19 protein-coding genes and 1 pseudogene are annotated in these 20,356 nt (G+C 69.6%); 5 read left to right on the forward strand and 15 right to left on the reverse strand.

Annotated elements, in window-relative coordinates:
- Positions 1 to 659 precede the first annotated feature (659 nt).
- The 4 genes from DKL51_RS35145 to DKL51_RS24930 form a co-directional block, all read right to left on the reverse strand.
- Positions 660 to 797, reverse strand: a complete 138-nt coding sequence (locus tag DKL51_RS35145) for a hypothetical protein (protein WP_165823219.1) — start codon at positions 795 to 797, stop codon at positions 660 to 662.
- A 363-nt stretch (positions 798 to 1,160) separates the two neighbouring features.
- Positions 1,161 to 2,156, reverse strand: a complete 996-nt coding sequence (locus tag DKL51_RS24915) for a cytochrome d ubiquinol oxidase subunit II (RefSeq protein WP_109946785.1) — start codon at positions 2,154 to 2,156, stop codon at positions 1,161 to 1,163.
- Positions 2,153 to 3,562: a cytochrome ubiquinol oxidase subunit I gene (locus DKL51_RS24920; protein ID WP_207783983.1), complete on the reverse strand. Its 1,410-nt coding sequence runs from the start codon at positions 3,560 to 3,562 to the stop codon at positions 2,153 to 2,155. Before DKL51_RS24920 ends, DKL51_RS24915 begins: the two co-directional genes overlap by 4 nt.
- 1,081 nt (positions 3,563 to 4,643) lie before the next feature.
- Positions 4,644 to 5,111: a hypothetical protein gene (locus tag DKL51_RS24930; RefSeq protein ID WP_109946788.1), complete on the reverse strand. Its 468-nt coding sequence runs from the start codon at positions 5,109 to 5,111 to the stop codon at positions 4,644 to 4,646.
- 553 nt (positions 5,112 to 5,664) lie between these two features.
- On the opposite strand from DKL51_RS24930, the gene DKL51_RS24935 reads away from it, so the two are divergent.
- The 4 genes and pseudogenes from DKL51_RS24935 to DKL51_RS24950 form a co-directional block, all read left to right on the forward strand.
- Positions 5,665 to 6,039: a hypothetical protein gene (locus DKL51_RS24935; RefSeq protein WP_123827091.1), complete on the forward strand. Its 375-nt coding sequence runs from the start codon at positions 5,665 to 5,667 to the stop codon at positions 6,037 to 6,039.
- Positions 6,040 to 6,125: 86 nt separating this feature from the next.
- Positions 6,126 to 6,620, forward strand: coding sequence for an SMI1/KNR4 family protein (locus DKL51_RS24940; RefSeq protein WP_123827092.1), 495 nt, complete (start codon positions 6,126 to 6,128; stop codon positions 6,618 to 6,620).
- Between the two features lie 88 nt (positions 6,621 to 6,708).
- Positions 6,709 to 7,677, forward strand: a complete 969-nt coding sequence (locus DKL51_RS24945; protein WP_109946791.1) for a hypothetical protein — start codon at positions 6,709 to 6,711, stop codon at positions 7,675 to 7,677.
- Positions 7,678 to 8,867: 1,190 nt separating this feature from the next.
- Positions 8,868 to 8,939, forward strand: a pseudogene (locus DKL51_RS24950) (L-rhamnose mutarotase); the annotation flags it as partial.
- A 39-nt stretch (positions 8,940 to 8,978) separates the two neighbouring features.
- Here the strand turns inward: DKL51_RS24950 and DKL51_RS24955 are convergent.
- The 10 genes from DKL51_RS24955 to DKL51_RS25000 form a co-directional block, all read right to left on the reverse strand.
- Complete coding sequence (locus DKL51_RS24955) at positions 8,979 to 9,830, reverse strand: fumarylacetoacetate hydrolase family protein (RefSeq protein WP_311768081.1); 852 nt, start codon at positions 9,828 to 9,830, stop codon at positions 8,979 to 8,981.
- A gap of 45 nt (positions 9,831 to 9,875) precedes the next feature.
- Positions 9,876 to 10,955, reverse strand: coding sequence for an aldose epimerase family protein (locus DKL51_RS24960; protein WP_207783984.1), 1,080 nt, complete (start codon positions 10,953 to 10,955; stop codon positions 9,876 to 9,878).
- 49 nt (positions 10,956 to 11,004) lie between these two features.
- Positions 11,005 to 12,009: a carbohydrate kinase family protein gene (locus DKL51_RS24965; RefSeq protein WP_109946794.1), complete on the reverse strand. Its 1,005-nt coding sequence runs from the start codon at positions 12,007 to 12,009 to the stop codon at positions 11,005 to 11,007.
- Positions 12,006 to 12,905 carry a 6-phosphogluconolactonase gene (locus tag DKL51_RS24970; RefSeq protein ID WP_109946795.1) on the reverse strand — a complete coding sequence of 300 codons (900 nt, stop codon included), beginning with the start codon at positions 12,903 to 12,905 and terminating at the stop codon, positions 12,006 to 12,008. The genes DKL51_RS24965 and DKL51_RS24970 overlap by 4 nt, the downstream gene beginning before the upstream one ends.
- Positions 12,905 to 14,224: an alpha-galactosidase gene (melA, locus tag DKL51_RS24975; RefSeq protein ID WP_109946796.1), complete on the reverse strand. Its 1,320-nt coding sequence runs from the start codon at positions 14,222 to 14,224 to the stop codon at positions 12,905 to 12,907. The genes DKL51_RS24970 and melA overlap by 1 nt, the downstream gene beginning before the upstream one ends.
- Complete coding sequence (locus DKL51_RS24980; RefSeq protein WP_109946797.1) at positions 14,221 to 15,327, reverse strand: amidohydrolase family protein; 1,107 nt, start codon at positions 15,325 to 15,327, stop codon at positions 14,221 to 14,223. The genes melA and DKL51_RS24980 overlap by 4 nt, the downstream gene beginning before the upstream one ends.
- Before the next feature lie 120 nt (positions 15,328 to 15,447).
- Positions 15,448 to 16,329, reverse strand: coding sequence for an SMP-30/gluconolactonase/LRE family protein (locus DKL51_RS24985; RefSeq protein ID WP_207783985.1), 882 nt, complete (start codon positions 16,327 to 16,329; stop codon positions 15,448 to 15,450).
- Positions 16,326 to 17,261 carry a zinc-dependent alcohol dehydrogenase gene (locus DKL51_RS24990; RefSeq protein ID WP_109946798.1) on the reverse strand — a complete coding sequence of 312 codons (936 nt, stop codon included), beginning with the start codon at positions 17,259 to 17,261 and terminating at the stop codon, positions 16,326 to 16,328. The genes DKL51_RS24985 and DKL51_RS24990 overlap by 4 nt, the downstream gene beginning before the upstream one ends.
- A 23-nt stretch (positions 17,262 to 17,284) precedes the next feature.
- Positions 17,285 to 17,668 carry a RidA family protein gene (locus DKL51_RS24995; RefSeq protein ID WP_109946799.1) on the reverse strand — a complete coding sequence of 128 codons (384 nt, stop codon included), beginning with the start codon at positions 17,666 to 17,668 and terminating at the stop codon, positions 17,285 to 17,287.
- A 51-nt stretch (positions 17,669 to 17,719) separates the two neighbouring features.
- On the reverse strand, positions 17,720 to 18,484 hold the full coding sequence (locus tag DKL51_RS25000; RefSeq protein ID WP_109946800.1) for an SDR family NAD(P)-dependent oxidoreductase: 765 nt from the start codon (positions 18,482 to 18,484) through the stop codon (positions 17,720 to 17,722).
- A gap of 218 nt (positions 18,485 to 18,702) precedes the next feature.
- Between DKL51_RS25000 and DKL51_RS25005 the strand changes: the two genes are divergently transcribed.
- A complete protein-coding gene (locus tag DKL51_RS25005) occupies positions 18,703 to 19,491 on the forward strand; it encodes an IclR family transcriptional regulator (RefSeq protein ID WP_243422616.1) in 789 nt (262 codons plus the stop codon).
- Positions 19,492 to 19,505: 14 nt separating this feature from the next.
- On the opposite strand, the gene DKL51_RS25010 is transcribed toward DKL51_RS25005, so the two are convergent.
- Positions 19,506 to 20,192, reverse strand: a complete 687-nt coding sequence (locus DKL51_RS25010; RefSeq protein WP_207783986.1) for an L-ribulose-5-phosphate 4-epimerase — start codon at positions 20,190 to 20,192, stop codon at positions 19,506 to 19,508.
- Between the last annotated feature and the right edge of the window lie 164 nt (positions 20,193 to 20,356).

Genomic DNA, 20,356 nt, shown 5'->3' on the forward strand with positions numbered 1-20,356 from the left:
ATCACTTAATCGACGTACCCGAACCGGCTCTGCCACCCCGACAGCCTGACGGCCCCACGCCGGCCCAGCCCTTCACTCAGGCCGGCGTGTCACCAACACCGCCAACGTTTGTGGTCAGAGCACTAGCAAGGGGGCCGGGTCATGCGGGACCTAACGCCGGACGAGCGGCAGGAACTACGGCGGGAGCTAAGTGCGGTTGCTGCAGACTGGGCACTGCGGCTGAAGGACTCCGATCTGGATGGCCGGCGCAGAGCAGACCACGAGCCGAACTCCGCGGAGAGGATGCGGACTCACCTCGCGCGCATGGCGGCGGGTGAGCAGATGCGTACCCTTCTCGCTGACCTCGTGTCCGCCAGCGCAGATGAAGCGGTGCAGCACGGTGCGGGGTATCCGGAGCTTGGCGCAGCGGTAGGCGCCAGCCGGCAAGCGGCACGCAAGCGATGGCCTAACCTGTCGATCTCCAAGAGGCGCGCCAGCGAGTGGAAGCAACCGCCCGGGGGTATCGGTTGGGCCGGTGACAGCTATCTGGGGTACCCGGGAACTGCCTGAGGGAAGTCCGCAGCTGACGTCGCGGGCCCACCTGACCTGACTCCGCGGCGTACGTGCGGCATACAAAACTTCCGCACCACCAGGCGCGGGGTGCCCGCTCGTAGTGCGGATTACGAGCGCACCGGCTGAAGGTGTTCAACGGCCTGTTCGGCAGCCGCCGCCAGACCGAAGCCCATGGGGTCGGTTCTCTCCTCGAGCAGGTGCGCGACGAGACTCATCGTCCGGCCGACCAAGGGCACGCCCTTCATGGCCTGCCCTTGACGCCATCCAAGAGGACTTTCCTCCATCGACGTAAGGCTCTGCGCTCCGCCATGCTGGCGTCGATGTGGCTTCCGACAGCTGAGACTCGTATCCCATCGGCAACGCCCTGACCAGCGCCTCCTGCCGGGTGACCTCTTCGACGATCCTGAACAACGACGAGGGAGAAGGCCCAGGGTTCAGGGCGGAGTCGATGCCTCTGTTGGCTCGATCATTTCCGAATGCAGCAAGGAAGCATCGAACGTGCCGCCTGCAGGCGACGCGTGACGACAGCAGGCGGGTGGGGTTGACCGACGCTGCCGGATGGACTGGACGGCTGGCCGCGGTCCGGCACGGTGCCGGCGTGAACGGATTCAGGCGGTGTCCAGACGACCGCGCTGGTGCAGAACGAACAGCAGCGCCATGGCCGGCACGACCAGCAGGAGCGCCGCGGCGGCGACGAGGGTGAGCGACGCCAGGGTGGCGTCGGGAGCCGCGGCCTCGTCGATGCGTAGGTGGGTGCCCAGCAGGTACGGGTACTGCGCGACGCCCCAGCCGACCACTACCGTGCCGGCTGCGGTGACGGCGAGCGCCTGCAGCAACCGGGGCGCCGCCCGGTGCAGCAGGGCGATGCTGGCCAGCCCGCATGCCGCGGAGATCAGCACCAGCGGCAGGCCGCGGCCGGTGAGCCCGTAGAACAGGCGCCCGGCGTCGGCGTGCAGGATGGCGATGCCCGCCAGCGCCACGGCGCCGGTCGCCACGGCGGTGGCCTGGGCCCGACGGCGGAACCAGCGTTCCAGGCCGGCGTCGGCGTAGGTACGGGCCTCGGCGGTGAGGAACACCGCGGCGACGAACGCGCACACCCCAACCGCGAGCACCCCGCCGAGCAGCGACGTCGGGTTGACCCAGCTGGTCACGGGGTTGCCGTGTCCGTCGGCGGGCACCCGTCCGGAGGCGATTCCGCCGACGACCGTGCCGAGGAAGAACGGTGTGATCACCGACGAGGTGGCGAACGCCGCCCCGGTCGCCCGTTGTTGGTCGGTCTTCACCACCACCTTCCGGAAGGCGAATCCGCTGCCGCGGACCACGATGCCCAGCGCGGTGAGGCCCAGCGGGATGTAGAGCGTGGTCATGATCGCGGCGAACGCGGACGGGAAGCCGGTCCAGAGCATCACCAGGCAGAAGATCAGCCACACGTGGTTGGCCTCCCACACCGGTGCCAGCGTGTGGTCGATCAGGTGCCGCGGGGCCTGCCCGCGTCGCGCAGCACCGGCGGTGAGGTCCCAGAAGCCTGCACCGTAGTCCGCGCCGCCGAGCACGGCGTAGGCGGTGACGCCGATGAACAACACGACGGCGGCGAAGGTACTCACGCTTTACCTGCCGCCGGCGTGGACTCCGAGGCCCGGGGCGGGCCGTAGGGCACGTCCGTCTCGGTAGCCCCGCCCTGGTCGCGCCAGCGGCGGCGCAGCAGCCGCAGGACGTACACGGTGGCGGCGCCGACTGCTGCATACAGCGCGACGGTGGCGGCGAAGAACAGCCACAGGTTGCCGGACGTGGCGACCGCGTCCCGGGTGAGGAGGTGACCGACGACGGTCCACGGCTGCCGGCCGACCTCGGTGACCACCCAGCCCGCCTCCAGCGCCACCACCGCGAGCACGCCACTGATCGTGGTCGCCCGCAGGAACCATCTGCTGCGCGGCAGGTCACGGCGGCGCCACCAGGCCAGGGCGTACCAGGCGGAGAGGGCCAGCAGCGCGGAGCCGATACCGACCATGACGTCGAAGCTCAGGTGGACGATCGTGACCAGGCGGTCCGGCGGCCGCACCTCGGCGGGCATGGCGTCCAGGCCCTGGATGCGGGTGGACGGCGAGTAACCAGACAGCAGCGAGGCCCCCGAGGGAACCTTGAGGCCGCCGTGCACCTCCCCGTTCGCGTAGTAGCCGCCCAGCACCTCCGGCACGTGGGTGCCCGTGGTCGGGTGGGCCTCGATCGTGGCGAACTTCGCCGGCTCGTTCCGGTAGACCTCGCGCGCGGCGACGTCGCCGACGAAGATCTGCAGCGGGGTGGCCAGCGCCGCGACGGTCAGCGGTATCGCCAGGCCTAGCCGGTGGTACCGGTCGCGGCGGCCGCGCAGCATCCCGGCCGCGTACACGCCGGCGACGACGAACCCGGCGACCATGTACGCGGCCAGCAGCATGTGGATGGCTTCATACCAGAACGCGCCGTTGAAGATCACCTCCAGCGGGCGGACCTGCACGATCTTGCCGTCCCGCATGGTGAACCCTCCCGGCCGGTTCATCCAGGCGTTCGCCGCGACCACCGACAGCGTGCCGCCGACTCCGGACAGCACCACCGGCACCCCGGTCCAGAAGTGCGGCCACGGGCGCATCCGCCGCCACCCGTAGACGTAGATGGCGACGAAGATCGCCTCCAGGAAGAAGAACAGACCCTCGACCGCGAACGGGATGCCGAACGCCGGGCCGTAGGTGCCCATCATTCGTGGCCAGAGCAGCCCGAGCTCGAACGACAGCATCGTGCCGGACACCGCGCCGACGGCGAACAGCACCGCCGCCACCTGAGACCAGCGCCGGGCCAGCAGCAGCGCACTCTCGTCGTTCTGGCGAATGCCGCGGGCGTTCGCGATCAGCATCAGGAATGTGAAGGCCACCCCGAACGGCACCAGGATGATGTGGAAGCCGAGCGTGAAGGCCATCTGCTCGCGCGCCGGCAGCAGCTGCGCCGGATCGGCGAGCACGAGGCTGACGCCGACGGTCACCAGTGACAGGCCAGGCATGGGGCGTGCTACCCGTTGACGGCGGCCCGAAACGTACCGATGGGGTGAGGATCAGTCAGCGTGTCGGGAACGGGCGCCTAGGGTGCGAGGACCCGTTCGGCGTTGCTTGTCCGGTGGCTTTGCGCGCGACGGCGTTGCTTCAGCGGATCGTCCGACCGGCCAGACGTATCGTCACGAGTCGCATCATCGCGATCGTGATCATGGCCTCGGAGTTGGCGGTCACGCTCGTGGCCATGGGCCAGCCGCCGGTTGCGCACCAGCCAGCCGAACATGCGTTCGACCGCCCACCTACGCGGTAGAACGTGGGGCGGACGGCCCTGCGTTAGGCATAGTCCCGGCTTACCGTGTGGGTCCGTGTGGTGCGGGGAGCGGGTTGGGAGCAGTCGGGCGTACTGAACGGCGTTTAACGGCACTCAACGGCACCGGACGGCATGCGCCCCGACGGCAACGCAACGAGGTTTGGGACCTCGACAACCTGATCAAACCGACGCTGGATGCGATGGAGGCGGTCTTTGGGCTTCGCCCGTGGCGTGGGGCTGCACAAGCCGCCGATGATCGGGTCGACCATCTGGAGGCCAGCAAACGCACCGTACGCGAGGGCGAAGCACCGGGGGCGCGAATCGAGGTCCGGCGCTTGGCGCAGTAGCGCGTTCATGCCGCCCGCAGCACCCGGCGCCGTGCAAGAACCCGGGTACCTCGACGAGTCGTTCTGCAGTTCGAGGCAGCTCGAGCGCCGCAGCGTGACCGTCACGGGAGAGCAGCCGGGAAAACGGGGGAAGCTTAGGCCAGCGCTTTTGTGGCGGAGCAATGCCCACATGCGCATCGGACCGTTGGGGTGGTCGACGGTCAGCACGGTACGACCGTCCGGGCCGAGCACCATCCTGTGCGGCGCCAAGGCAGGACGTTCCGAGACCGTGCGGGACTTCACCCACCCGAGTGCAGCCAGGCCACTGTGATCGGAGCCGGCGGCCTGCTGGACCTGTCCGCCCGACGGCTCGTCTCTGACCTGTGGGAACGGTTCCTGAAACTGGCCACCTACCTGAGGCCGCTGAACTGACCGGTTTCAGTCGACGCGCAGGCTCACCAGCGCGCCGGTCAGCTCCTGTTCGGCGTACTGGCGGGGGTCTCGGTCGGCGACCATGAGCAGGTAGGCGTCCTGCCCGGTCGGCACCCCGCGGACGGAGAACCAGAATCGGCAGGTGCCGTCAGTGAGCGCCCGTGGGTCGGTCAGCCTCCCGGTGGCCAACCCATCTGTGGTCGTGATGAGCACCGGGGCACCGTCGATGACGTCGGCGTGGGCGCCGGTGCCGGCGCAGCCGCCGTGGTCGTCCCTGGTGAAGGATGCGCCGTCGCCGAGCACCACCGCGCCGGAGACCACGAAGGTACCGGTGGTCGGCTGGCTCGCCGCGGCGCTGGTGTGCGGTCCGCTGTTGTTGAGGAACATGGTGAGGGCGAGTCCGAGCCCCGCAGCAGCGCCGGCCCACATCCAGACCGGGCGCCGTGAGGTCAGCTCCGGGTGCAACGGCTGCATGGGATCCCCTGCGCGGTCAGGCCCGCCGGCTTCCGGCGGGACGGCCAGGGGAGTGTCGTCGAAGATCGTTTATGTTCGCAACCCCGTTCAGCGCATCGAGGGCCGGATGCCGAAGTAGGGCAGGACCGGAGCACCCGGCGGTTGGTGGCGTCGCCAGGCGGCAGGTTGAGAGGACGAAGTGACGCAAGCCCTGGCTGCCCTCCGACTGACTTCAAGACCACCACCTTTCCCCGACGTGGAGCGAGCCGCTTCTACAAGCACGGCACTACCGACTGGGGAGGGTCGGTGCCGCGGACGGCTTAATGTCGGCGATGCGACAGCTCGCAGGGCGTTGGCGGGCAGCGGCCGGTGCCGGTGAACACCATCATTTGTCGAGTGCGTATCCGATCCGGCATCATCACCTTCGTCGTAGCCGCCCACCCTCGGCTTGACTGGCTGCGCCAGTAGCGACGAAACAGGCGCGAACACAAGCTCCGCCCGTCCTCCGGCCAGCAGCGCCCCCGCTCCGAGTCCCAACCCGACGGCGCCCGCCGTCAAGCTCGACGCCAAGGCGGTGCTCGCAAAGCTGACTGCGGCACGAATCGGACTTTCCCACAGCGCCGTGCAGGACGAGGACACCGATCCGAACAACCTGCTCGGACGACCCAACGGCTACACCTCGCGGGCGTCTGCCGACCTGCCCGGTGGCGACACCACCGGCGACAAGTACAGCATCGACCGGGGCGTCGTGATCGAGGTCTTTTCCTCCGCCGGCGACGCAGATCGACGCTCGACGTACATCCAGGGGCTGCTGAAGAACGCGCCGATTTTGGGCACCGAGTACCACTACCGCAGCAGCGACGGGACAGTGCTGGTTCGAGTCACAGGACGGGTGAAGCCGACAGCTGCAAAGAAGATCGAGCAGGCGATCGCCCAGCTGCAGGAATAGCCGAGGCCCTTGATATACAGGCAGTGGCCAGGGGTGTGGATGCGCTGGCTGCCTTGATGACGGTGGTAGCTGCTATCAATGCCGTGATGACCGACGACGAGATCATCCAGCGGATCCGCGAACAGGCTCCAGCCGGTGAGCTGCCGCCACCGGCACCGCCTGAGGCCGTGGCGGAGCTGGAAGCCGCGGTCGGGCATCCGATGCCTGCGCTGCTCAAGCGGATCTATCTCGATGTTGCCGACGGCGGATTCGGCCGCGGGGGCGAGGCTTTGTCCCTCACCGATACGACCTACAGCTTCAGCGACAGCGATCGGCTGTTGGTGGAGTACTTGAGATGGCGCGAGCGGCCCAACCACCCTGCCTCAGTCGTTCCCCTGTTGAGCTGGGGGTGCGCGATCCGGTCCCTGGTCGATTACGGCACGGCGGAGGGCCGCATGTGGGGCTGGGATCCGAACGTCCGCTGCCTTAAACACGCACTGTTCCCCGAAGACTTCACTCTGGCTGAACGGCTCTTCGGCTGGCTGGACGGACGCGAAGACTTCCCTGAAGCACAGGCGCCGGCCGGCTCTCCAGACTGCTAAGGCCTGCCCGGTCCGGTGTTCATCGACCAAGAGCGTTCCTGCTGTCTCCATTTCGACGATGGTGACCTCGGGCTGGAGGATTGGCGGCATGAGCCGTGTGGTGGAGGTGTCGAGCCCGATGAACGTCCACCAGCTCGACGTCAGGATCCGGGACGCCGCGGTTGTTCAGTTCAGCCAGCCGCTGGCCGAGGCAGAGTACCGGTCGCTTGGCGCGCTATTGACGGACCATCCGACAGTCACATTGCGGGCGTACGGGTTCGATGAGGAACTCGCTACGCTGCGGTTCCTGCGCTGGTTCCCACGCCTGCGTCGCTTCAGCGTCGCCGGCCTGCACAACCTGACGGAGTTGGCGCCGCTGCACCAACTGGACGCCGACGTCGAGTGCCTCGACATCGGCGAGACCCACAAGCCTCTCAACCTCGCCCCGGTCACTGCCTTCCACGGCCTGCACCAATTGCGGATTGTCGCGCACCGCCGCGGTCTTCCGGAGCTGCTCAACGCCAACCCCGGCCTGCAGGGACTCGCGCTGTGGCGAGTCCCGGTCGACCAGGTCCTTCCCGTCATAGCGCTGCCCGACCTGCAGTCACTGGCGCTGACCCTCGGCTCGTTAGCGCGTGGGGAATGGCTCACCCAGGTGCCTACTCTCCGCTACCTCGCGCTTCGCGCGGTTCGCAACCTCACCGACCTGAACGCGGTAACGCGCTTGCCCGCACTGCAATGGCTGTGGTTGGACGCGCTCACCCTGGACCGACTTCCCGACTTCGGCTCCTCCAGCACACTGCTGCGTGCCGACTGCACCCAGATGCGCCACCTTCGGCACCCCGCATCCCTCCAGGGCCTAGCGGCCGCGCCCCAACTGCGCGAGCTGCTGGTCACCGAGTCACGGCTGCCGGTCGATGCGTTCGTACCCTTCGCCGGTCACCCGACACTCGAACATGTCGGCTTCGGCCTCGGCAGCGAGCGCCGCAACCGCGACGCCAAACGGCTGCTGCGCCGGACACCACCGAGCAACCACGCGCACTTCGCCGCGACACACGGGCTTCTCCGCATGCTGTAGTTCCCTGAGGGCTAAGGCGCGGCTTGATATCGATCCACTCGCAGCTGGGCGGTGATGTGCGTATCCAGGACTTCATCCAGGTGCCACTGGGCTGCGCTGACCAGATTCTTTGCCAGCGGGGAATGGCCTCAAAACTTAACGTGAAGGAGGCTGTCGTGGACGACCTCGACTACGGTCCCAACTCCCTCGCCGAAGGCACCGCCCTGGCCTTGCGGGCCCACCTGCTTGCCACGGCTCGGCCGGAGCTGCTGATAGCGGCAGACGTGAAGCGTCATGGTGGTCCGGACCTGGTGTGCTGGCAGTGGCAGCCCGGCCAAGTCTGGGTCTGGCAGCTCCGCTACCTGCACGACACTAGAACACCACAGCAGTGGCCCCCCCGCCGCTGTGCGCGCCGCAGTTGCCGCCGACCCACTGTCGGCCGGCCTCGAGGTCGTCCCCGGACCGCCGATGCAGACGTTGGGGCTACTCGCCGAGCAAGAGGCCAGCAACATGGCGGAGCCGGAAGAAGCCGTGACGGTCCGCGACGGCCGGATTCCAGGCCTCCAGCTTTACTCCACTGCCCACCAGGAGGTGGAGAGCCGGGACTTCGCCCGACGGGAGGCGTCGATGCGGGCCGCGAAGTACAGCGCCTCCCGGTGTAACCGAATGGTGGCCGAGGCACGGGCAGCAGCACAGCCTACATAGCACCAGGGCCGTGCCGCCGACTCCTCGAAAGGGAGCCGGCGGCCGATGGTGTCAACGACGGTAAAATCGGGATTCACGCCTCGCCGACAGATGGTTCGGGAGCATGTGGCGGTCGCTAAAGTTCACACCGACCACCGCCGTCAGCGCCGATAGCCTCCCCACACCACATCCGGCCGCTGATCAGCTCACACGGATGCTGGTCGAACCGAATCTGCTGGCTACGGGCGCGATGGGCCCTGGGCTGCGCCGGGGATCCTCGCGCGGATCCGAAATTGCTGCGTCTGCTGCACGGCGGGGACCCACATCCCCGGCTTGCTGACGCGCTCAGCACGGTCGCGGCGGCGCCACCCGATCCGACGAGCATCGTCGCGCCTCGCCACCCGGTCCTTGCGGGATGTCCTCTTCGCCTTCGCCAGCCGTTACATCGTCCAAGGGCTCACCGCCGGCGCGGGCAAGGGCTGAGCGCGCCGGCCAGTTCGGGCTCCACCAACCGATCGGAGACCCTGATGCCCCGTGTCTGCTTCACCCTGCAGGTCGACCCGTCACGGCTCGAGGAGTACCGCGCCCGGCACGCGGCAGTGTGGCCCGAGAGGCATGCGGTGGCACCTACCCCGGGGTCAGGGGGCCGCTTCCACCGCCTGGCGTTGGCTGCCGAGGTGTTCGATACCCAGTTCCATGACGTCGCCGGCCCGGAGCCAGATCGGAGGATTGAAGCCCATGCCGACCCCGGGAGGGGTGCCGGTGTTGATCAGGTCCCCGGGCTCGAGGACCATGAACTGGCTCAGGTAATGAACCAGGTAGGCGACCCCGAACAGCATGGTCGCCGTGGAGCCCGTCTGGCGGCGCACCCCGTTGACGTGGAGCCACATGTCGAGCTTGCTGACGTCCTCGATCTCATCCGGAGTCACGAGGTACGGGCCGCAGGGGTTGAACGTCTCCGCCGACTTTCCCTTGACCCACTGCCCGCCGCGCTCCATCTGGAAGGCGCGCTCGCTCACGTCGTTGACCAGCACGTAGCCGGCGATCGCCGCGGCCGCCTCCTGCTCGTCGGCCAGGTAGCGGCAGCGGCGTCCGACCACGATCCCGAGTTCCACCTCCCAGTCGGGCTTGGTGGAACCGCGGGGGATGAGCACCGTGTCGTTGGGTCCGACCAGCGTGTTGGGGGCCTTGTTGAACACGATCGGCTCGTCGGGCACGGCCTGGCCGGTCTCCGCGGCGTGGTCGCTGTAGTTGAGTCCGATGCAGAGGATCTGATGCGGTCGCGCGATCGGCGCTCCGATCCGCTGACCAGCGAAGGGCTTGGTCGTCCCGGCACGGCGGCGCTCAGCGACGACATCGGTCAGCAGCGACGGTCCGCCGTCGGCGAAGAACTGCTCGTCAAAGTCGGGCACGATGTCGGAGACGTCGATGTAGGTGTTGTCGTCCACGCGGACGGCGGGCTTTTCCTGTCCGGCCGGGCCGAGACGCATGAGCTGCACGAGGTACTCCCGGATCGTTAGTAGGAGCGGTTGTGGTTACGGGCTGAAGCGGAACTCGGTGGTCGACTCGTACACCTCGCCGGGGCGCAGCACGATCGACGGGAAGTGCGGAGTGTTGGGGGAGTTGGAGAAGTGTTCGGGCTCGATGGCCAGCCCGTCGCCCTGCCGGTAGGCGCGACCACCGGTCCCGACCAGGGTGCCGTCGAGGAAGTTGCCGGAGTAGAAGTCGATGCCCGGCTCGGTGGTCCACACCTCGACACACCGGCCGCTGCCGGGCTCGTGCAGTCGGGCGGCCCGGACCAGCCGACGCTCGGACCCGGCCGGCCGGTCGAGGGCGTAGTTGTGGTCGTACCCGCGGGCGACGACCAGTTGCTCGAAGCCGCACCGGATCCGCTCGCCGAGGCGGTGTGGCGTGGTGAAGTCCATCGGCGTGCCGGCCACCGGCGCCAGCTCACCGGTCGGGATGAGGTCTGGCCGCAGCGGCAGGTAGCGGTCCGCCCAGATCTGCACCTCGTGGTCGAGCACGCTGCCCGAGCCCTCGCCGGCGAGGTTGAGGTACGAGTGGTTGGTCAGGTTGACCACGGTCGTCCGGTCGGTGGTGGCCCGGTACGTGAACCGCAGCGTGTTGCTTTCGGCCGCTAGGTGATAGGTCACCTCGGTGTGCAGCGTGCCGGGAAACCCTTGATCGCCGTCGGGGCTGACGTACGTCAACCGAACGGAGGCGCCGGACGGGTCCGCCCACGCGTGTGCCGCCCAGACCTTGGTGTGAAAGCCGTGGGTGCCGCCGTGCACGCTGCTGGGCGGGTCGTTCACCGGTACCGAGTACGTCACGCCGTCGAGTTCGAAGCGTCCGTCGGCGATGCGGTTGGCGACGCGGCCGATGATGGCGCCGAAGTAGGGGCTGCGCTCGACGTAGTCGTCCAGTCGCCCGAAACCCAGGGCCACGTTGCGGACCTCGCCGCCCCGATCGGGGACCTCGATGGTCTGGAGGATCCCGCCGTACGTCAGGACGGTGACCGCCATGCCGAGCGGGTTGGTGAGCCGGTAGGCCGCCACGGTTCGCCCGTCCGGCAACGTGCCGAAGTAGGTGGCCGCCGGCGCGGCGGGAATCGGCACGATTGTCCACTCCTTCGTGGATGGGCTGTCGTCGACCACCGGCGGAGACTCAGCCGGGCAGGGAGGCGGGGAGCGGCCACCGCACGGACCGGGCCGCCTCGCGTACCCGCTCCGGCGTGACGTCGGGGTTGATGGTGTGCCGCGACGTCACCTTCAGGCCGGACAGGAGGGCGGCGTAGCGGTTGGCGGTCGCCAGCGGCAGGCCGCGGGCGATGGCCACCACCAGTCCGGCCAGGTGGGCGTCGCCCGCGCCCGCGGTGCTGGCCACGTCGACGTCGAGGGCGGCCGCGTGGCTGACCTCTCGGCCGTCCCAGGCCCAGCTGCCCTGCCGGCCGGCCGTCACCACGACTGACAGTCGGGGGTTCACCGACCGCAGCCGGCGCCGCACGGCCTCCAGCACGTCGGCACCGGACGCCCCCTCCGCCGATGTGTCCGCGAGCGCCGCCGCCTCGTCCAGGTTCACCGCCAGGACGTCGACCTCGGTGAGCAGCCCCGCGTCCAGCACCGGCTCCCACTCCTGTGACACGAAGGTCGCCACGCGCCGGAAGCCGGCGTCGGTCGCCAGGTCGAGCAGCGCGGCCCGCGCCGCCAGCGGTACCTCCGGCAGGGCGACCGCGATCCCGCTGCCCTGGTGTTCGGCGAAGACGGGAGCGGCCCGGCGGATGTCGTCGGGTTCGACGCAGTCGCTCGCGGAGCCGGCGGTGGTGATGTTGCCGCCGCCGCCGTCCGGATAGAGGAAGCACACCGAGAACAAGGTGGGGCGGGGCGCCACCGTGACGAAGGAGGTGTCCATGCCCACCGCCCGCATCTCCGCCACGGCGTCGCGGCCGGGGGCGTCGTCACCGACCTTGCCGATGGGAACGACCCGGACGTCGCTGCCCAGCAGCCGTTGCACGTAATGGCAGACGATGTGCTGCTTGCAGTAGTCCCGCTGGTCCAGCAGGGTCGCCGCGCGGCTCTCCTCCCGGCCCAGCGTCCGGTCGCCGTGCAGCGCCAGGAACATCCCCGAACCGATGCCGCCGGTCGCCACCACGACGTCGTACGTGGGATTCATGGCGCGACGCCGAGGTCCCACTCGGGGTGCTCACTGACCGGGTGCCGCGCGGTGTTCAGCGTGGCGGTCAGCAGCGTGTCCGGGTGCTCCTGGAGCAGGGTCATCGGGTATTCCGGCGTGACCGGGCTGAACAACGCCACCCGCAGCGCGGTCTGCTTCCACGGGCCGGTGTCGCTGAACAGCCGGATCCGCTTCGCACTCAGGATTTCGCTCAGCCCGAGGGTGACCGACATCGGCGGGACGAACTGGTAGGCGCCGCCGAAGGTGCGCTGGGCGAGCGCGATGACCGTGTCCAGGTTGTTGTCCTGCACCCGAGCCGTCGACGCCCGCAACTGCTCCACCGTCACCGGGCTGTACGGGTGCCGGCGGGCCTGGTTGTAGGCGACGTGCCCGTCCTGGCCCCAGCCGCCGTAGACCAGGTCGGGCGGCCGCTCCGCCAGGCTGCGGGAGATCTCGTGCACGGTGCTCGGCTCCGGCCAGTGCCGCTGGTGCTCGGGCACGGTCAGCTCGGGGGCGATCGGCCCGTAGAACTCGCGCTCCATGAAGCCCCGGAAGCTGTACGGGTGGCTGCGCGGCAGCGGCTTGCCCTCCCAGTCGAGGCACTCGTCCATGTGGAACACCTCGACGTGGGAGAGGCTGACGCGCTCGGCGTTGACCAGTGTGGTGAACGGCTCGTACCAGCAGCTCGGGCCGCAGGGCACGATGACCCGGAAGGTGCGGCCCTGTCGCGCGCTGCGCTCGATCTCGTCGACCAGCTCGCGGGCCATCAGCGCACCCATCTCCGCGCTGTCGGCACACAGTCGCAGCGGCATGCGGCGCTCGGGATGATCGACGAGTTCCTCGGCCGGTACGCGGCACCACCGCAGCAGGTCGCTGGCGGGCACGGGAGCGTTCATCAGTTCACCTCCGGCAGCCACCGGCGCTGAGCCTCGATCATCTCGTCGCACATCGCCCGGATCTGGTCCAGGCTCAGCAGCGCGGACGTGAGCCGGTCCAGCGCGACGGCCGAGTAGATGAGGTCGCGGGACCGCTGCTGGTACGCCGCCACGACGGTGTGCTGGTAGCCGACCGAGGCGAGGTTGATGCCGGCGCACGGGGCGGGGAGGTCACCGACGAACGTCGGTTGCACGCCGTTCTGGTCGACCAGGCAGGGCACCTCGACGCAACACCCGTCGGGCAGGTTGGTGATCAGGCCGGTGTTGGGCACGTTGCCATAGATGACGCGCGGCGTGTTGGTCAGCACCGAGTCGACGATCCGCGCCGCGTACTCCTCGCTGACGGCGAGCGTGCCGGCCGCGAAGTCGTCGGCCAGCCGCTCCAGCTCGGCCTCGTTGTTGCCTCGGGTGATCTCCAGGTAGTCCCACCGCTGCGGCAGCAGCGCCGCGACGTCCTCCGGGTTACGCCGGAAGTGCGGGTAGTACTCGGACGCGTGGTGACTGGACTCGGTCTGGAAGTACCCGGTGAGGTTCATGATCGCCGTGCGGACGCTCTCCCGACCGCCGGCATACCACTCGTCCAGCTCGCGTACCGGCTTCCGTTCTCCCCGGTGATAGGCGTTGACCGCAGCCCGCAGCTCGGGCATGACATCCCGGCCCCGGTGCCGGAAGTCCAGCATCCACGCCTGATGGTTGATGCCGGCCGCCTGGAACGACCAGTCACCCGGCTTGAAGCCCATGATGCTGGCGAGCTCGTCGGCTGTGTGCTGCACGGAGTGGCACAGCCCGGTGATGCGCACACCCGCAGTGGCGGCGAACCAGCAGTTGATGGACATGGGGTTGGCGTAGTTCAGCAGCAGCGCATCCGGGCACAGCTCGCGCATGTCGGTGACGATCTCGTCGAGCGCCTTCATCGAGCGCAGCCCGCGGAACACCCCGCCCGGGCCCAGCGTGTCACCGACGGTCTGGTCGATGCCGTACCGCCGGGGGATCTCCATGTCCACGGCGTAGGCGTCGCGGCCGCCGACCTGGAAGCACACCACCACGAAGTCGGCGCCGCGCAGCGCCTCCTTGCGGTCGGTGGTCGGCTCGATCCGGGCGGGCAGCCCGTGCGCCTCCACCAGTCGGCGGGACAGCCGTTCGGTGCGCCGCAACGAGTCCGGGTCGATGTCCATCAGCGCGTACGTGGCGTCCCTCGTGCTGTCGAAGGACAGGAAGTCGTTCATCAGCTGCAGGGGGAACTCGTAGCCCCCCGCGCCGATGATGGCGATCCTCGTCATGCCTCTCCTCCGTCGGTCGTCGGCGTGGCGATCCCGGCCGCGGTGGCCAGGCGCGGCACCAGCCGCCGGACGTTGTCGGCGTACACCTGCAGGAGCACGTCGTCAGGCAGGTGCAGCCCGGAGATCGGCCACCGGCCGAACATCGGCGGGTCGTCGTCGGTGTGCGGAAAGCACTCGTCCGCCGTCTCCAGGAACCGGAAGTGCGTGGGGTAGCTCTCGCCGGTGTGGGGGACCTCGTCGGTGCCGAACAGCACCCGATCGGGGTGCCGCAGGCACAGCTCGCGGGCGGCGCGCGGCTGCCGGCCGAGCTGCGCGATGCGGGCGGCGATATCGATGTGCAGGTTGGGGTAGGTGCTGAGCATCCGGTCGACCCAGCCGAGGTTCTCGGCGAAGTTGCCGGCGTGCACGCCGACGAACGTGGTTCCCGGATGCGCGGCGACCACCGCCTCCATCGCCTCCATCAGTCGGTCGAAGGTGGGGAAGCGGCCACCGTGGAAGGACCAGTCCGGGCGCTCGCCGAGCAGCTCCAGGAACTCGTTGCGCTCGTCGACCGGGTCGAAGAACGCCACCGGGTCGGCGATGTGCCACCACACCGGGATGCCCAGCTCCCCGGCCGCGGACCACAACGGGTCGAGCCGCTCGTCGTCGGGCAGCACGAGCGCGCCGTCGGTGTCCTCGACCTCGAGCCCGAGGTCCTTCCACACCTTGACGCCGGCGGCCCCGGCGGCCACCGAATCGGCAAGGTTGGCGACCAACGCGTCGGGGCCGGCGGAGTCGAGCAGCGACCAGTCCACGTGGCAGAAGGTGGCGACCCGGCCCGGGTGTCGCTCGTCGAACCGTTCCAGGTTCGCGCGCAGCTCATCGCCCCACCGGCCGTCGAGGTTGACGAAGCCGTGGACGTTGTACGCCGTCATGGCCTCCAGGAACCGGGTGACGTCCTCGACGAGCCAGCTGCCTTCGCGTCCGGCCCACGCGCTGAGCCACCGGCCCAGGTGGGTGTGCGCGTCGACCGCCGGGAACCGGGCGGCCGGCACGTGATGCTCGGGCAGGACGAGGCGCTGCCGGGGGCGGTAGCGCGACAGCGGGATATCGCCGGTGATCATCTCGACGTACCCACCTTTCCTGTTCGAAATCTCGAACTCATATCGAGTGGTCGAACAACGCTAACGAGGTGCGCCGATCGCGTCAATGCCACGATCAGCAGCGGACGCGCGGCGGGCGGACTATCCCGCGAAGGTCGCCGGGGGTAGCCCGGTAACACCGGGTCGGTGGCGGAACACCGAACCGGCCAGCGGCTGGTCGCGGCGTTCTGCGGCGCTGAGGCCCTCCGCCGCGGTGGTGATGAAGAGCTCGCCCAGGTCCGCACCGCCGAAGGCGATGCTGGTCACCTGCGACACCGGCAGTCGGGTCTCACCGTCGAGCTCTCCGGCCGGCGAGTAGCGCCGGACGCAGCCGCCGCCCCAGAGCGCCACCCACAGGAAGCCCTCGCTGTCGACGGTGAGCCCGTCCGGGAGCCCCTCGTCGGTTCCGAACGCCACCAGGGTGCGGCGGTCTTCGATCGTGCCGCGCCCCGGGTCGAACATGAACCGGTCGATCGTTGCCTTGCCCGTGTCCACGTAGTACATCTCCGCGCCGGACGCGGACCATCCGAGCCCGTTGGAGTTGGTGACCCCGGACAGCATCGGTGTGACCAGGCCGTCGGCGTCGAGGCGGTACAGCGCTGCGCGCTCCGGGCTCCCGTCGTAGGACAGCGTGCCGGCCCAGAATCGCCCCGCTGGGTCGCAGCGCCCGTCGTTGAACCGGGTACCGTCCTGCTGCCCGGGCGCCGGCGTGACCGGGCCCACCCGGTTCCACTCGTCGTCGAAGACCGTGAAGCCGCGTTCCACCGCGGCGATCCAGCCGCCGGCCTGGCGCGGCGCGACCGCGCCGACCGGTACGCCGAGCTGCCAGGTCCGGCGGGCGCCCGTGTCCGTGTCCACGGCATGGACCTGTCCGGCCAGGATGTCCACGAAGTACAGGCGTGCCGTCCGGACGTCCCAGCACGGTCCCTCGCAGAGCTCGCCCGCCCCCGGGATCAGCACGTCCAGCTCTCCGAGGAGAGTCACCGCACGATCACCGCCTTGACCGGCTCCATCGACCCCTCGGCCAGAGACATGAAGACGTCCCGCGACTGCTCGAGGGCGACCGGGGTCGCCCAGTCGAGGTCCAGCTCCGGGGCGAGAGTCAGGGCGGCGGCGAACTCCTCCGGCGCGTACGCGAAGGAACCCACCACCCGTTTCTCGGTCCGGACAAGCGCGTTGCCGTCAAAGCCCGGCTGCGGCTCGGCCAGCCCGATCCACACACAGGTGCCCCCGGGTCGCAGGCTGTCGATGCCGGCCCTGCGGGTGGCCTGCGACCCCACCGCGTCCACCACAACGTCGTACTCCCCGGTGAGTTCGGTCGCGCAGGTCGTGGCGCCCAGGTGCTCGGCGAGCGCCAGCCGCGTGGGCGAGCGGTCCACCACGGTGATGTCGCCCAGCCCGCGCTGGCGTGCCACCAGCAGGCAGACCAGTCCGATCGTGCCGGCCCCCACGATGGCCGTCCGGCGGACACTCGCGAGGTCCACGCGGTGCCAGGCGTGCACCGCGTTGGCGAGCGGCTCGACCATCGCGGCGGTCTGCCATGTCATGTCATCGGGCAGGTCGTGCAGCGACCCTGCGGGGACGACCACCTTCTCGGCGAACCCACCGGGCCGCTGCACGCCGAGCAGTTCGCGGCTGCGGCAGATCTGCGGTTGCCCGTCCCGGCACAGATCACAGGTCCCGCAGCTGACCAGCGGGTTGACCACCACACGTCGGCCGTCCGGTGTCGTGCCGGCGATCTCGTGCCCCATAATCAGCGGTGGCTTGCGGAAGCCCACCTGGCGGAAGCCGTGCAACTCGCTGCCGCAGATGCCGCAGGCGCGCACGTCCAGCAGCACGCCGTCGGCGGCCGGTTCGGGTGGCGCCACGTCCTGGAGCTCGACCGCCCCGGGGCCGGTGAAGACCAGAGCTCGCATCAGGCCGCTCGCCGTCGTCCCGCTCACGGCCGCGGAGTCCCGGCGACGACGTCAATTTCGACGAGGATGCCGAGCAGTTGTGAGCCGACGGTGGTCCGGACGGGATAGGGCTGGGGGAGGATGCGGGCGTAGGTCTCGTTGAAGGCGGAGAAGTTCCGGTGCAGGTCGGCCAGGTGAACCGTCACCTTCAGCACGTGGGACAGGTCGAGCCCGACCGCGCCCAGCGCCCGGGCGACGTTGGCCAGGGTCGCCTCGGTCTGCGCCTCGATGCCGTCGGGTATCCGCCCGGTCTCCGGGTCGTGTGGGCCGAAACCGGCGGTGAACACGAGACCGTCCATGGCGGTGACGTGGCTGTACGCGCCGCCGGGCGGGGGAAGGCTGTCGGCGACGAGGCTCTGGTGGCTCATCCGTTCTCCTGTGTGACGAGGGGGGACAGGGTCGGGTCGGGTCGGAGGGCGTCACATCGCGGTGAGCTGCCCACCGTCCACGACGATCTCGGTGCCGGTGATGAAGGACGCGTCGTCCGAGGCGAGGAACGCGTACGTGGCGGCGACCTCGTCCGGTTGACCGGTGCGGCGCAGCGGGATCTTGTCCCGGGCGTAGGCGGCCACGAAGTCCTCGCCGAGGGACGCGGAGATCTGCGCGTTCAACGGGGTCTCGATGTAGCCGGGGCAGAGGGCGTTGACCCGGATCCGGTGCACGCCGAGTTCCACCGCCATCGTGCGGGTGAGCATGAGGATTCCGGCCTTCGACGCGTTGTAGTGGGTGTACTCCGCCTCGCCGGCCATGCCGTTGATGGAGGACATGTTGACGATCGATCCGCCGGTGCCCTGCGCCACCAGCACCCGGGCGACCGCCTGCGCGACGAGGAACATGCCGCGGAGGTTGACCGCCATCATGGCGTCCCAGTGCGCGGGGGTGATGTCGAGGAAGCCCTCCCGCCATGCCGTACCCGCGTTGTTGGCAAGGGCGTCGATGCCACCGAGGGCCTCCTGGGCCTGCTGGAGCAGCCGCTGCACGCCTGCCTCGTCGCTGACGTCGGCGGCCGTGGCGGACACCTCGCCGTAGTGGCGCAGCCGGTCGACCGCCGCGGCTACCTCGTCAGGGTTGAGGCCGCCCAGGTGTACGCGGGCACCCTCCTCAAGGAAGCGCCGGGCGGTGGCCTCGCCGATGCCGCTGCTGCCGCCGGCGATCAGTACGCGCTTTCCCCGAAGCCCACGCATGGCACCCCCACGGCATGATGATCGCTGTGATTGCGACGGAGGCGTGACGTCCCGCCCCGCGATGAGGTATGTTCGGTATACTGAACATGGTTCGTAATTTCGAAATCAACGTAGTGGCGGATGCCGGTCCTGTCAAAGGTCCACCGGTCGGATCGACCCGCAGACGCCACAGTCGACTGGAAGGTGAGCGGGTAGCGATGGGTCGTAACGTCCCCGCCGTGAGTCGGGCCCTCGACATCCTGGAGCTGTTCCTGCAGCAGCCCCTGTTGTCCGCCGCCGACGTGGTGGCCCGGCTCGGCCTGCCCCGCACGACCGTGCACGAGCTGCTGGTCACGCTCGTGGACCGCCGGTACCTGGTGCAGGTCCCCGGCCAGCCGCTGCGTTACCGGCTGGGCGTGCGGGTCTTCCAGCTCGGCAGCGTCTTTGCCGAGCAGGTCGACCTGGCGCGCGAGGCGCAGCTCGTCGCCAACGACGTCGCAATCGCCTGCGACGAGACCGTCCACGTCGCCGTGCGGGAGGGCCGGGACGTCATCTACATCGCCCGAGTGGACAGCACCCATCCGGTGCGGATGGTCTCCGCCGTCGGCCGGCGGCTGCCCGCGCACTGCACCGGCGTCGGCAAGATGCTGCTCTCCGACCTCTCGCCCGACCAGTTCGACTCCCTGTACCCGCCCAGCACCCGGCTCGCCTCGATGACGCCCAACAGCATCACCTCGGCGGCCCGGCTGAAGTCCGTCCTCAAACAGGTACGGCAGGAGGGGCTGGCCTTCGACGACGCGGAGTCGAGCGAGGATGTGCGGTGCGTCGCCGCCGGCGTACGCGACCACACCGGCGCGATGGTCGCCGCCATGAGCATCTCCGTCCCCACCACCCGGTGGAGCGACGGCAGCCGCGCCAAGCTGATGGATCTCGTCCGAGACGGTGCGGCGCGCCTGTCGGACAACGTGGGCTACCGGACCCCCGCCGGGTACGGTGCGCCCCCGGACCGGCACGCCAGCCGCCCGTGACAGCCGCGGGCCGCTCACCGCTGCCCGTAGACGTTCTGGTACCTGTCGTAGAGCTGATCGATGTGCTCTGCGGCGATGGGTACCGGTGTGCCGAGCTGCCGGGCGATGTGGACCGTGCGTGCCACGTCCTCGCACATCACCGCCGCCTTTACCGCGTCCCGCGGCGTCGCACCGATGGAGAAGACGCCGTGGTTGCGCATGAGGACGGCGGGCGACCGGGAATCGCGCAGCGTTGCCACCACGCCCCGCCCGATCTCGTCGCCTCCGATCAGGGCGAACGGTCCCACCGGGATCGGGCCGCCGAACTCGTCGGCCATCGCCGTGAGGACGCAGGGTATCGCCTCTCCCCGGGCCGCCCACGCCGAGGCGTACGGGGAGTGCGTGTGGACGACGCCGCCCACCTGCGGCATTTCCCGGTAGATGTGGCAGTGCGCCGCGACGTCGCTGGACGGCGCCAGCCCGCCGTCGAGCACCCGGCCGTACAGGTCGCACACCACCATGGACTCGGGCGTCAGCTCGTCGTACGACACACCGCTCGGCTTGATCACGACGAGGTCGCCGGAGGCCTCCGGTCGGCGCACCCGGCCGGAGACGTTTCCGGCGGTCCAGGCGACCAGGCCGTACCTGGTCAGTTCCGCGTGCAGCGCGGCGACCGCGCGTCTCATGACGGTCACCGGGTCGTGGTGGGCTCCGTTCGTCATGGTTTCCGTCGACGTGTCGGTGGTCATCGGTGCGTCACCCTTCCCGCCTTGACGTACTGTGCTCTGTGTCCGGCGCGCTCCCGGGCGTTTCCGGCCGCGGCGGTTGCACCCGGCCGGGGGCTCGGGCGGTGCCGACGGCGGCCGCGGCCAGCACCGCGCCGGCC

Source organism: Micromonospora globispora, assembly GCF_003857015.1.
Taxonomy (GTDB): domain Bacteria; phylum Actinomycetota; class Actinomycetes; order Mycobacteriales; family Micromonosporaceae; genus Micromonospora; species Micromonospora globispora.

What these genes read in the sequence shown, in the direction of transcription:
- DKL51_RS35145 (WP_165823219.1), bottom strand. Translation starts at nt 797, where the DNA reads ATGAAGGGCGTGCCCTTGGTCGGCCGGACGATGAGTCTCGTCGCGCAC.
- DKL51_RS24930 (WP_109946788.1), bottom strand. Translation starts at nt 5,111, where the DNA reads ATGCAGCCGTTGCACCCGGAGCTGACCTCACGGCGCCCGGTCTGGATG.
- DKL51_RS24940 (WP_123827092.1), top strand. Translation starts at nt 6,126, where the DNA reads ATGACCGACGACGAGATCATCCAGCGGATCCGCGAACAGGCTCCAGCC.
- DKL51_RS24945 (WP_109946791.1), top strand. Translation starts at nt 6,709, where the DNA reads ATGAGCCGTGTGGTGGAGGTGTCGAGCCCGATGAACGTCCACCAGCTC.
- DKL51_RS24955 (WP_311768081.1), bottom strand. Translation starts at nt 9,830, where the DNA reads ATGCGTCTCGGCCCGGCCGGACAGGAAAAGCCCGCCGTCCGCGTGGAC.
- DKL51_RS24965 (WP_109946794.1), bottom strand. Translation starts at nt 12,009, where the DNA reads ATGAATCCCACGTACGACGTCGTGGTGGCGACCGGCGGCATCGGTTCG.
- DKL51_RS24970 (WP_109946795.1), bottom strand. Translation starts at nt 12,905, where the DNA reads ATGAACGCTCCCGTGCCCGCCAGCGACCTGCTGCGGTGGTGCCGCGTA.
- melA (WP_109946796.1), bottom strand. Translation starts at nt 14,224, where the DNA reads ATGACGAGGATCGCCATCATCGGCGCGGGGGGCTACGAGTTCCCCCTG.
- DKL51_RS24980 (WP_109946797.1), bottom strand. Translation starts at nt 15,327, where the DNA reads ATGATCACCGGCGATATCCCGCTGTCGCGCTACCGCCCCCGGCAGCGC.
- DKL51_RS24990 (WP_109946798.1), bottom strand. Translation starts at nt 17,261, where the DNA reads ATGCGAGCTCTGGTCTTCACCGGCCCCGGGGCGGTCGAGCTCCAGGAC.
- DKL51_RS24995 (WP_109946799.1), bottom strand. Translation starts at nt 17,668, where the DNA reads ATGAGCCACCAGAGCCTCGTCGCCGACAGCCTTCCCCCGCCCGGCGGC.
- DKL51_RS25000 (WP_109946800.1), bottom strand. Translation starts at nt 18,484, where the DNA reads ATGCGTGGGCTTCGGGGAAAGCGCGTACTGATCGCCGGCGGCAGCAGC.
- DKL51_RS25010 (WP_207783986.1), bottom strand. Translation starts at nt 20,192, where the DNA reads ATGACGAACGGAGCCCACCACGACCCGGTGACCGTCATGAGACGCGCG.